This window comes from Methylobacterium sp. J-090 (assembly GCF_022829345.1).
Taxonomy (GTDB): Bacteria; Pseudomonadota; Alphaproteobacteria; order Rhizobiales; family Beijerinckiaceae; genus Methylobacterium.
This window is the reverse complement of the sequence record NZ_JAKSXV010000018.1, coordinates 1-10,608: the sequence shown is the minus strand read 5'-3', so window position 1 is coordinate 10,608 and position 10,608 is coordinate 1. Positions and strand designations below refer to the sequence as shown.

The following is a 10,608-nucleotide window of genomic DNA, read 5'->3' as shown; positions in this document are numbered from 1 at the left end:
CCTCCTGGTCCCCGTCGCCAACTACCTCCAGCAGGCGACCAACAGCTGGGACGGCGTCTTCCTCGTCGCCGCCGGCGCCAACGTCCTCGCCTCGCTCCTCGCCATCGCCGTCCTGAAGCCCTGGCGCAAACGCGTCGTCGCGCAGGCGCAGATCGCAACCGACAGCGTCCGGAGCGCCTGAGCCGATGGCCCGCTGGCTGCGCTACATCCATGCCGGTCGGGGCGGCTTCGGCCGCCTCGACGGCGAGAGCATCGCCGTCCACGACGGCGATCTCTTTTCCGACCCGATTGCCACGGGCGAGACCCTGCCCCTCGCGGACGTCACCCTCGACATCCCGTGCCGGCCGGGCAAGCTCATCGCCCTGTGGAACAACTTCCACGCGGCGGCCGAGAAGCAGGGGCTGGAGCGGCCGGCGCACCCGCTGTTCTTCGTCAAGCCGCCCAACACCTACCGGGCGAGCGGCGAGACCGTGACGATCCCGGACGGGCTCGGCCGCATCCTGTTCGAGGGCGAACTCGGCATCGTCATCGGCCGCCGCGGCCGCGATCTCTCCCCGGAAGCGGCGGCCGGGCACATCTTCGGCTACACCTGCGTGAACGACGTCACGGCCCTCGAAGTGCTCAAGGCCGATCCGAGCTTCGTGCAATGGACCCGCTCGAAGGGCTTCGACGGGTTCGGCCCGTTCGGCCCGGTCATCGCCACGGGCCTCGACCCGGACGGGCTCTCGGTGGCCGTGCGGGTCAACGGACGCGAGCGCCAGCGCTATCCGCTGGCCGACATGATCTTCAAGCCGCGGGAGATCGTCGCCATGGTCTCGCAGGGCATGACCCTGGAGCCCGGCGACCTCATCGCCTGCGGAACTTCCAACGGGGCCGGCCCGATTCCGAAGGGGGCCACCGTCGAGGTGGACATCGACGGCATCGGAATCCTGTCGAACGCGTTCGCGTGACGGGTCTGCCCCACAGACATCAGAGGACAGCCACATGAGCATCGCCATCGTCGGCGCCGGCGCCATCGGCGGATTTTTGGGCGTACGCCTCGCCAACGCGGGCGAGGACGTCACCTTCATCGCGCGCGGCGCCAACCTCGACGCCATCCAAGCCAACGGCATGCGCCTGATCGAGGAGGACGGCTCCGAGATCCACGTGAAGAACCTGCGCGCCACGAAATCCATGGCGGAGGCCGGCGTGCACGACATCGTGCTGCTGACCGTCAAGGCGCATCAGGTCGGGCCCGTCGCCGCCGACCTGCACCACCTCATCGGGCCCGAGACCATGGTGGTGACCATGCAGAACGGCATCCCGTGGTGGTACTTTTCGCAAGGCCACGGCGGCGACCTGACCGGCACGCACCTGGAGACCGCCGATCCGGGCGCGCTCATCGCCAAGCACCTCGACCCGAAGCACGTCATCGGCTCGGTGGTGTATCCGGCCGCCGTGCTCACCGAGCCCGGCGTGGTGCAGGTGGTGGAGGGCCACCGCTTCGGCTTGGGCGAACTCGACGGCACCATGAGCCCGCGCGTCCAGTCGCTCGCCCAGCGCCTGATCAAGGCCGGCTTTCGCGCGCCCGTGACGTCGGACATCCGGGCGGAGATCTGGCTCAAGCTCTGGGGCAATCTCAGCTTCAACCCGATCTCGGCGCTGAGCCACGCCACCCTGGTGGACATCTGCCAGTTCCCCGAGACCCGGGCGCTCGCCACCGACATGATGCGCGAGGCCCAGGAGATCGCGGGCAAGCTCGGGGTCACGTTCAAGCTCGGCATCGAGAAGCGCATCGCCGGGGCCGAGAAGGTCGGCGCCCACAAGACCTCGATGCTGCAGGACGTCGAGGCCGGCCGGCCCATCGAGCTCGAAGCCCTCGTCGGCTCGATCATCGAGCTCGGGCGCCTGACCGACACCCCGACCCCGCATATCGGCACCGTCTACGCCTTGATGCGTCTGCTCTCCCAGAGCCTGGACCGGGCGCAGGGCCGCCTCGCCATCACGGCCGCCTGATTCAGTTTGAGATTTTTCGAGGAAACCTTCGCCATGGCCGAGAACGCCACCACCCTCCACGCGCTGATCCAGGCCGGCGCCGACGAGGCCACCGCCCTGTCGAGCCCCGGCGGCGTGCCGCTGACATTCGGCGCCCTGCGGACGCTCACGGAGCGCACCATCGCCGACCTCAACGCCCAGGGCATCGGCCGGGGCGACCGCGTCGGCATCGTCCTCGACAACGGCCCCGAGATGGCCGCCGCCTTCATCGCCGTCGCGGCGGGCGCCACCTCGGCGCCGCTCAACCCGAGCTACAAGGCCGACGAGTTCACGTTCTACCTGAACGACCTCGACGCCAAGCTGCTGGTGGTCGCCGAAGGGTCCGAGACGCCGGCCGTGGCGGTGGCCGAGAAGCTCGGCGTGCCGGTGGTGCGGCTGCGGCCGACGCCGGAAAAGGGTGCAGGCTCCTTCACCCTGGCGTTCCCGGACGCGGCCACGAGCCCGGCGACGAACGGCGGCCCGGCCGACTCCGAAGACATCGCCCTGGTGCTCCACACCTCGGGCACCACCTCGCGCCCGAAGATCGTGCCCCTGAAGCAGTCCAACGTCTGCGCCTCGGCCCGCAACATCCGGCGGGCGGTGGCGTTCACGGCCGGGGATCGCGGCCTCAACATCATGCCGCTGTTCCACATCCACGGCCTCATCGCCGGCATCCTGGCGCCGCTCTCGGCCGGCGGCCAGGTGTCGTGCACGCCGGGCTTCAACGCCCTGAAGTTCTTCGGCTGGATGGGGGAGGTCCGCCCGACCTGGTACACGGCGGTGCCGACCATGCACCAGGCGATCCTCGGCCGCGCCAACCGCAACAAGGAGGTCATCGAGGCGAACCCCCTGCGGTTCATCCGCTCGTCCTCGTCCTCCATGCCGCCGCAGGTGATGAAGGAGATCGAGGACGTGTTCGGCGCGCCCCTGATCGAGGCCTACGGCATGACCGAGGCCGCCCACCAGATGGCCTCGAACCCCCTGCCCCCGAAGCCGCATTACGCCGGCTCGGTCGGTCTCGCCGCCGGCCCCGAGATCGCCATCGTCGACGACGAGGGCGAGCCGCTTCCCGTGGGCGAGATCGGCGAGATCGTCATTCGCGGCGACAACGTGATGGCGGGCTACGAGAACAACGACAAGGCCAACGCCGAGGCCTTCACGAAGCAGGGCTGGTTCCGCACGGGCGACCAGGGCTCGCTCTCCCCGGAGGGCTACCTGTCGCTCACCGGCCGCCTCAAGGAGATCATCAACCGCGGCGGCGAGAAGATCTCGCCGCGCGAGGTCGACGAGATCCTCATGGACCATCCGGCGGTGTCGCAATGCGTCACCTTCGCCATGCCCCACGACAAGCTCGGCGAGGACGTCGCGGCGGCCATCGTCCTGCGCGAGGGCCAGACCCTGGCGGAGAAGGACCTGCGCGTCTTCGCCCTGGAGCGGCTCGCCGCCTTCAAAGTGCCGGCCAAGATCCTCATCCTCGACGAGATCCCCAAAGGCGCCACGGGCAAGCTCCAGCGCATCGGCCTCGCGCAGAAGCTCGGTCTGGCGTGAGGGGACGCGGGCCGCGCTGACGACGGGAGGCGTGCGCCCGCCCGACGTCAGCCGGCGGCGTCGGGCGGGGTGATCAGCAGGGAGAAATGCGCGCCCGGGCGATCCGTGGCGACGGCGAGCGGACCGCCGAGCTGGCGGGCGAGGCTGTTGACGATGCGCATGCCGAGGCTCGCGCTGCGCGACGCGGCGGGGTCGAACCCCTCCGGCAGACCGACCCCGTCGTCGCAGACGGTGAGGCGCAAGCCGCCTTCCGGATCGGCCTGGGCCGTCACCCGGATCTCGCCCGCGCCGTCGGGATAGGCGTACTTGATGGCGTTGGTCACGAGTTCGTTGACGAACAGGCCGAGCGGAATCGCGAGGTCGGCGGGGATGTTCACCGTTTGCGCCCGGCAGACGAGGCTGTGGCCCGGCGCGCTCTCCTGCAGCTTGGCGCACAGGGCCTCGAGGAAGCCGGCGACGTCGATGGCCTCGAGGCTGGGCTGGCGCCAGAGCTGGTCGTGGACCTGGGCCACGGCCTCGACCCGGGTGCGGGCATCGGCGAGCGCCGCCTTGACGTCGTCGTTGTCCGAGCCCCGCGCCTGGAGCCCGAGGAAGCCGGCGACCACCGCGAGGCTGTTCTTCACCCGGTGGCTCATCTCCCGGGACAGGAGCTCCTGGCGGTCCACGGCGGCCTTGAGCCGGGCCTCGGCGCGCTGGCGCTCGATGGCGCCGCCGACGAGGTTGGCGAAGCCCTGCATGAAGGCGATATCCGCCTCCTCGAACTGGCCCTCGCGGGTGTCGTCCACCTCCAGCACGCCGTAATTGCCGTCGCGGTTGGCGATGAGCACGTTGATGGCCCGGCGGATGCCGTGATCGGCCATGAGCTTCGGGGTGCGGAACCGCGTCTCGTCCTGCAGGTGATTCGAGATCACCGGCCGACCGGTCTTGAGGGCGTAGCCCGCCGGCGAGGCGAGGTCAGCCCCGATGATGGCCGAGCCGACGGAATCGGCGTCCCAGCCGACGCCGGCGCAGACGAGGAGGCAATCCTGGTGCGGCTTGTATTCCAGCGCCTTGCAGAACTCGGCCTCCATGCCCTCGGCGCAGAGTTCCGTGGCGCGCTGGAGCAGGGGCAGCAATTCCGTGGCCCGCAGGGCCTCGACGCCGAAATCGGACAGGATCGCCTGCTGGCGCAGGCGGATCGCCAGGGCCTTGGGGGCGAGTTCGGGCATCCGGCGGGCTCTCGGTTGTGCGGCGGTCGGCAACGGCCGCCCCCTTCTTGCTGCGCCGGCGTGCGGCTCGCAAGTGTCCCGCGCGCACAAGTGTCTCGCGCACGCGGGATCAGATCTCGATCTCGGTCCCGACTTCGACGAGCTGGCGCGTCGGCACGCAGAAATGCGCGCCCGTGCGCTCGGCGTTGCGCAGGAGGAACGCGAACAGCCCTTCCCGCCAATCGGCCATGCCGCGGTCGTCGCTCTTCGGGATGATGGTCTCGTGGCCGATGAAGATCGTGACATCCGCGAGCCATTCGGACGAGAGCTTGCCGGCCTGGACGGCGCAGGCAAGCCCCTCCGGGATCGAGGCATCCTCCATGAAGCCGTAGCGCAGGGTGAGCCGGGTGATGTCCGGCGTCACGGCCGAGACCTCGGCCCGCCCTTCGCGCGGCACCACCGGCTCCTCCTCGTAGAAGGCCGTGACGATGAGGATGCTCTTGTGCAGGGCGTGGGAGCGCTCGACGAAGCGCGACAGGTGGAGCGGGATGCCGCTCGTCGCCGAGGACAGGAAGGCGGCGTGGCCCGGCAGGGTCAGGGGCGGGTCGCGGCGGAGCTGCTCCAGGAACTCGGCTTCCGGCTGGCGCAGGCCGACCCGCGCGGCTTCGACGAGCCGCGTGCCCTTGCGCCAGGTCAGCATCAGGAAGGCGACGAGCCCGGCGAGCAGGAGCGGAAACCAGCCGCCCTCCAACAGCTTCACGCTGTTGGCCCCGAGGAAGACGAGGTCGATGGCGAGGAAGAAGCCGTTGAGCGCCACCACCGCCACGGGGTTGTAGCCCCATTTCAACGCGACGAGGGTGGCCAGCAGAGTGGTGATGGCCATGAGCGAGGACACGGCGATGCCGTAGGCGCCGGCGAGCGCGTCGGAGGTGCCGAAGACGAGCACGGCGCTCACGGTGGCGGCGGCGAGCAGCCAGTTCACCACCGGCACGTAGATCTGCCCGCGCTCGTGCCGGGCGGTGTGGACCACCCGCATGGGCGGCAGGAAGCCGAGCTGGATCGATTGCTGGGTCAGCGAGAAGGCACCCGAGATGATCGCCTGCGAGGCGATGACGGTGGCGAGCGTCGCGAGGCCGATGAGCGGGTAATGCGCCCAGTCGGGGGCGAGGCGATAGAACGGGTTCTCGATGGCGTCGGGCTCGGCCAGCAGCAGGGCGCCCTGCCCGAAATAGTGGATCACCAGGGCCGGCAGCACGAGGCCGAACCACGAGATGCGGATCGGCCCGGCACCGAAATGCCCGAGATCGGCGTACATCGCCTCGCCGCCGGTCACCGCCAGGAAGGCGGCGCCCAGCATGGCGAAGCTGACGTGCCAGCCGGCATGGAGCAGGAATTCGACGGCGCGCAACGGGTTCACCGCCCCGAGGATCTGCGGCGCGTGGACGATGCCGCCGAGCCCCATCAGGGCCAGGACGAGGAACCAGACCAGCATCACCGGCCCGAAGATGCGGCCGATGAAGGCGACGCCCTTGGTCTGGACGAGGAACAGTCCGACGAGGATCACCAGGGTGATGGGCACGACGAAGCGCGACAGGCCGGGCGCGTCGACCTTCAGGCCCTCCACCGCGCTCAGGACCGAGATGGCCGGGGTGATGGCGCCGTCGCCGTAGAGGAGCGCCGCGCCGACGAGGCCGACCACGAGGAGCACGGCCTGCCACGAGCCGGGCTTGGCGTGGCGCGCGCCCAGCAGCGCCAGCATGGCGACGATGCCGCCCTCGCCTCGGTTGTCGGCGCGCAGGATCAGCACGGCGTACTTGATCGAGACGATGAGGATCAGCGCCCACAGGATCAGCGACACCGCGCCGGTGACGGCGATGGGCGTCGGCGGCGCGCCGGCGCTCGCGGCCCGCACCGCCTCCTTGAAGGCGTAGAGCGGGCTCGTGCCGATATCGCCGTAGACGATGCCGAGGGCACCGATGAGCACGGCCGGGCGCGCGAGGCCCCCGTGCCCGGTCCGGGTCTGGTCTTGGGACAAGGGGAATCTCCGGCCGGGCGCCTCGGCGACGCTTCTTCCCCGACGAGGTAGGGGATCGGGGACGGGCGTCCAGGGATGAAAGCGGCCGTCGAGACGTATGGAGGAGGCCGAGCCCCCTAGGCCTTCGCGCGGATCAGCCGAGCCACGTCCTCGGGGCAGGCGCCGCCACGAACGATCTCGTGAACGGGGACCGTCATGTGCCGGCGGATGGCCGCCGCCACCGTCTCCGGCGGCGTCGGGGCGCCTGCGCTCTCGCAGACGACGAGGCCGCGTAAGGAGACACCATGGAAGCGCAGGGTCTCGGCGGCCGTCAGCGCGTGACTGATGGCCCCGAGATAGGAGCCGGAGACGAGGAGCGCCGGCACGGACAGGGCCTCGAGCCAGTCGAGGCCGGTGTGTTCGGCCGTGACCGGGCTCATCAGGCCGCCGACGCCCTCGATGAGCAGGATGGTGCCGGGCGGCGTCGCGGCGATCTCGGCCCGGCACCACGCGACGAGGTCAGGCAGCGCCAGGGTGCGGCCCTCGCGGGCAGCGGCGAGATCGGGGGCGAGGGGGGCGGCGAACCGCCAGGGCGAGCAGGCCGCGACGCTGACCCGCGTCACGGCGAGGCCCTGCGCCTCGAGCAGGATCGCGGTGTCGCTCGTCCGGAACCCGGGGTCTTCGACGGACGGGACCCCGCTGGCGACGGGTTTCAGCGTGCGCACGCCCTGCCCGTCGGCGCGCAGCCGCCGGGTCAGGGCGGCGGTGACGTAGGTCTTGCCGATCTCGGTCCCGGCGCCGGCGATGAAGACGGCCTCGCCGCTCATGCCGTGACCGCTCCATCACTTGAAAAACTTGCACTTGAGATACTTGGGATCGAGCAGTCGCACCGCTGCTCCCTCTCCTGGAAGGAGAGGGCTGGGGTGAGGTGTGCGAACTCTCCGAAAAAGTCCCACACCTCGCCCTGTCCCTCTCCTTCCAGGAGAGGGGACCCGCGCTCGACCGTCTCCTGCGGCGACACTGGCGCCGGGACGAACGGATCAGCCGGAGTTCGTCTCACTTCTCGACGAACGCCTTCTCGATGACGTAGTGGCCGGCCTCGCCGTGATTGCCCTCGACGTAGCCGCCATTGGTCAGCAGCTCGCGGGTGTCGCGGATCATGTCCGGGCTGCCGCACAGCATGAACCGGTCGTTCTCCACCGACATCATCGGCAGGCCGATATCCTCGAACAGCTTGCCGGAGGTCATCAGGTCGGTGATCCGGCCGCGGTTGCGGAACGGCTCGCGGGTCACGGTCGGGTAGTAGATCAAGCCGGCGGAGATCACCTCGCCGAGGAACTCGTGGTTCGGCAGACCTTCCGTGATGGTCTCGCCGTAGGCGAGTTCCTGCACCTGCCGGCAGCCGTGGACGAGCACCACCTTCTCGAAGCGCTCGTAGGTCTCCGGGTCCTTGATGATCGACATGAACGGGGCGAGCCCCGTGCCGGTGCCGAGCAGGTAGAGATTCTTGCCCGGCATCAGGTTGTCGAGCACCAGGGTGCCGGTGGGCTTCTTGCCGACCATGATCGGGTCGCCGACCTTGAGGTGCTGGAGCTTGGAGGTCAGCGGCCCGTTGGCGACCTTGATGGAGAAGAACTCGAGCTCCTCCTCGTAGTTCGCCGAGACGACCGAATAGGCGCGCAGGAGCGGGCGGCCCTCCACCTCGATGCCGATCATCACGAATTCGCCGTTGCGGAAGCGGAACGCGGGATCGCGGGTGGTGCGGAAGGAGAACAGGGTGTCCGTCCAGTGGTGGACGGAGAGCACGCGCTCCTCGTTGAACTTACTCATCGCCGGGTCCGTCTCGAATCTCGAAGCTTTGCGGGGGTCTTCTCGCACCTGCGGTGCCCGCGTCAAGGCGGTGCGGGCGCACAGGTGCCCCGCACCGTCCGTCACGGTGGTGTTCGCGCAACTGTCTGGAATTACTCTGAATTACTCGGATACCGGGTCAGAGCGGCTTCAAGCCCGCCTCGATCTCGGCGCGGCGTCCTTCGAGGAAGGGCGGCAGGGCGAGGTGCTCTCCCAGGGTCTCCAGCGGCTCGTCGGCGGTGAAGCCGGGGCCGTCCGTGGCGATCTCGAACAGGATGCCGTTGGGCTCGCGGAAGTACAGGCTCTGGAAGTAGAACCGGTCGATGGGGCCGCTGGTGGGCATGCGCTTCACCTTGAGGCGGTCGGCCCAGGCTGCGTAGTCCGCGTCGGGGATGCGGAAGGCGACGTGGTGGACGCTCCCCGCCCCCTGGCGCGCGGGCGGCAGGTCCGGCTGCGACAGGAGGTGGAGTTCGGCGGCCGGGCCGCCCTCCCCCATGCGCCAGACCCGGACCGCGCCCTCCGGCAGCGCGTAGGTGCGGTCGTGGCTCATGCCCAGGACCTCGGCCAGCACCGCCTCCGTCCGCTCGGCCTGCGCCAGGCTGAGGCGGATGGGACCGAGGCCGCGGATCTGGTGTTCGGCCGGGATGGGGCTCCGCGCCCAGGGATGGGCCGGACCGGCGCCGCCATCGTCGACGAGCATGAAGCGCTGGCCCTCCGCATCCTCGAAATCGAGGCTGAGGCGTCCGTCGCGCTCCACCGGAACGGCGTGCGCGACGCCCTCACGGGCGAGGTGCTCGCGCCACCACGCGATGGCCCCGGCGCCCGCGACCCGAAGGCCCGTGCGGGTGATGCTGTTGGTGCCGCGCCGCTCGGAAGGCGCCGGCCAGTCGAAGAAGGTGAGGTCCGTGCCCGGCGAGGCGAGGCCGTCGGCGTAGAACAGGTGGTAGGCCGAGACGTCGTCCTGGTTCACCGTCTTCTTCACGAGCCGCAGGCCGAGGGTGCGGGTGTAGAACGCCGCGTTGTCGGCGGCCCGCGCCGTGACGGCGGTGAGGTGGTGGATTCCGGTGAGGTGCATCGGGCGGTTCCGGCCTGTGACGCCAAGGGGACGGACGTCAGATGGGGGCGGCGCACGCGAATGACAAAGCCGTGCGCCCCCTGGCCCGGCGCGCGCGTCGCGATAGGTGGGGTGGGTTCCCCCACCCGGAGCCGTCGATGCCGCACCTTCTCTACGTCGAAGCCTCGCCCCGCAAGGAACGGTCCGCTTCCATCGAAGTGGCGCACGCCTTCCTCGAGGCGTGGACGGCCCGCCACCCGGACGGCACCGTCGACACCCTGGACGTGTGGAACACGGACCTGCCGGAGTTCGACGGCGAGGCCCTGGCCGGCAAGTACGCGGCCCTCGCGGGCGAGGCCCTGAGCCCGGCCCAGGAGGACGCGTGGGGCACGATCCGGGCGCTGGCCGAGCGCTTTCAGGCCGCCGACCTCATCGTGTTCGGGGTGCCCATGTGGAACTACACGATCCCGTACCGGCTCAAGCACCTGTTCGATCTCGTGTCGCAGAAGGACCTGCTGTTCAGCTTCGACGAACGCGGCCAGAACGGCCTGCTCACCGCGAAGGCCGTGGTGATCAACGCCCGCGGCGTCGCCATCGGGGACGACTTCCCGGCCGAGATCTACGACCACCAGGCGACCTACATGGCGACCTGGCTGCGCATGGTCGGCATCACGCACGTGCATCAGATCCTAGTGGAGAAGGGCCTCATGGGCGCCGACCTCGACCGGGAATCGCGGGCCAGGGGCCGCGCCGAGGCCGAGACCCTGGCGGCGACCTTATGAGATGAATTTCGCTTGATCGCTTCGGATCGCGTCGTTGCACCAGGGCTCCCTCTCCTTCCAGGCAGGGCGATCGCAGAGGAACCACGACGGGCCCCCTCTCCTGTTTGGGAGAGGGTTGGGGTGAGGGTCGTGGACTCTCCGGAGAGTTCGCACACCTCACCC

Annotated in this window: 9 protein-coding genes and 1 pseudogene; 5 read left to right on the top strand and 5 right to left on the bottom strand. The window is 69.9% G+C overall.

Annotated features, from left to right (window positions below):
* The 4 genes and pseudogenes from MKK49_RS02025 to MKK49_RS02010 all read left to right on the top strand — a co-directional run.
* Positions 1-181, top strand: a pseudogene (locus MKK49_RS02025) (oxalate/formate MFS antiporter); the annotation flags it as partial.
* A gap of 4 nt (positions 182-185) precedes the next feature.
* Positions 186-950 (top strand): fumarylacetoacetate hydrolase family protein, encoded by a 765-nt coding sequence (locus tag MKK49_RS02020; RefSeq protein WP_244026399.1) that lies wholly within the window; start codon positions 186-188, stop codon positions 948-950.
* Positions 951-984: 34 nt separating this feature from the next.
* Positions 985-1,995 (top strand): ketopantoate reductase family protein, encoded by a 1,011-nt coding sequence (locus tag MKK49_RS02015; protein WP_244026398.1) that lies wholly within the window; start codon positions 985-987, stop codon positions 1,993-1,995.
* A gap of 33 nt (positions 1,996-2,028) precedes the next feature.
* Entirely contained in the window at positions 2,029-3,561 is a 1,533-nt protein-coding gene (locus tag MKK49_RS02010; protein WP_244026397.1) for an acyl--CoA ligase, read from the top strand.
* Positions 3,562-3,608: 47 nt separating this feature from the next.
* Here the strand turns inward: MKK49_RS02010 and MKK49_RS02005 are convergent, their stop codons facing one another.
* From MKK49_RS02005 to MKK49_RS01985, 5 genes are all read right to left on the bottom strand, one after another.
* On the bottom strand, positions 3,609-4,769 hold the full coding sequence (locus MKK49_RS02005; RefSeq protein ID WP_244026396.1) for a sensor histidine kinase: 1,161 nt from the start codon (positions 4,767-4,769) through the stop codon (positions 3,609-3,611).
* Between the two features lie 109 nt (positions 4,770-4,878).
* Complete coding sequence (locus MKK49_RS02000) at positions 4,879-6,783, bottom strand: potassium transporter Kup (protein ID WP_244026395.1); 1,905 nt, start codon at positions 6,781-6,783, stop codon at positions 4,879-4,881.
* Between the two features lie 116 nt (positions 6,784-6,899).
* Positions 6,900-7,589 (bottom strand): dethiobiotin synthase, encoded by a 690-nt coding sequence (bioD, locus tag MKK49_RS01995; protein WP_244026394.1) that lies wholly within the window; start codon positions 7,587-7,589, stop codon positions 6,900-6,902.
* Between the two features lie 229 nt (positions 7,590-7,818).
* Positions 7,819-8,592 carry a ferredoxin--NADP reductase gene (locus tag MKK49_RS01990; protein WP_244026393.1) on the bottom strand — a complete coding sequence of 258 codons (774 nt, stop codon included), beginning with the start codon at positions 8,590-8,592 and terminating at the stop codon, positions 7,819-7,821.
* Between the two features lie 157 nt (positions 8,593-8,749).
* Complete coding sequence (locus MKK49_RS01985; RefSeq protein ID WP_244026392.1) at positions 8,750-9,685, bottom strand: ring-cleaving dioxygenase; 936 nt, start codon at positions 9,683-9,685, stop codon at positions 8,750-8,752.
* 137 nt (positions 9,686-9,822) lie between these two features.
* Between MKK49_RS01985 and MKK49_RS01980 the strand changes: the two genes are divergently transcribed.
* Positions 9,823-10,446, top strand: coding sequence for an FMN-dependent NADH-azoreductase (locus tag MKK49_RS01980; protein ID WP_244026391.1), 624 nt, complete (start codon positions 9,823-9,825; stop codon positions 10,444-10,446).
* The last annotated feature ends 162 nt before the right edge of the window (positions 10,447-10,608 follow it).

Bases quoted from the DNA above. Each gene is read 5' to 3' on its own strand.
- MKK49_RS02010 (WP_244026397.1), top strand. From the start codon at position 2,029: ATGGCCGAGAACGCCACCACCCTCCACGCGCTGATCCAGGCCGGCGCC.
- MKK49_RS01985 (WP_244026392.1), bottom strand. From the start codon at position 9,685: ATGCACCTCACCGGAATCCACCACCTCACCGCCGTCACGGCGCGGGCC.
- MKK49_RS02005 (WP_244026396.1), bottom strand. From the start codon at position 4,769: ATGCCCGAACTCGCCCCCAAGGCCCTGGCGATCCGCCTGCGCCAGCAG.
- MKK49_RS02020 (WP_244026399.1), top strand. From the start codon at position 186: ATGGCCCGCTGGCTGCGCTACATCCATGCCGGTCGGGGCGGCTTCGGC.
- MKK49_RS02015 (WP_244026398.1), top strand. From the start codon at position 985: ATGAGCATCGCCATCGTCGGCGCCGGCGCCATCGGCGGATTTTTGGGC.
- bioD (WP_244026394.1), bottom strand. From the start codon at position 7,589: ATGAGCGGCGAGGCCGTCTTCATCGCCGGCGCCGGGACCGAGATCGGC.
- MKK49_RS01990 (WP_244026393.1), bottom strand. From the start codon at position 8,592: ATGAGTAAGTTCAACGAGGAGCGCGTGCTCTCCGTCCACCACTGGACG.
- MKK49_RS01980 (WP_244026391.1), top strand. From the start codon at position 9,823: ATGCCGCACCTTCTCTACGTCGAAGCCTCGCCCCGCAAGGAACGGTCC.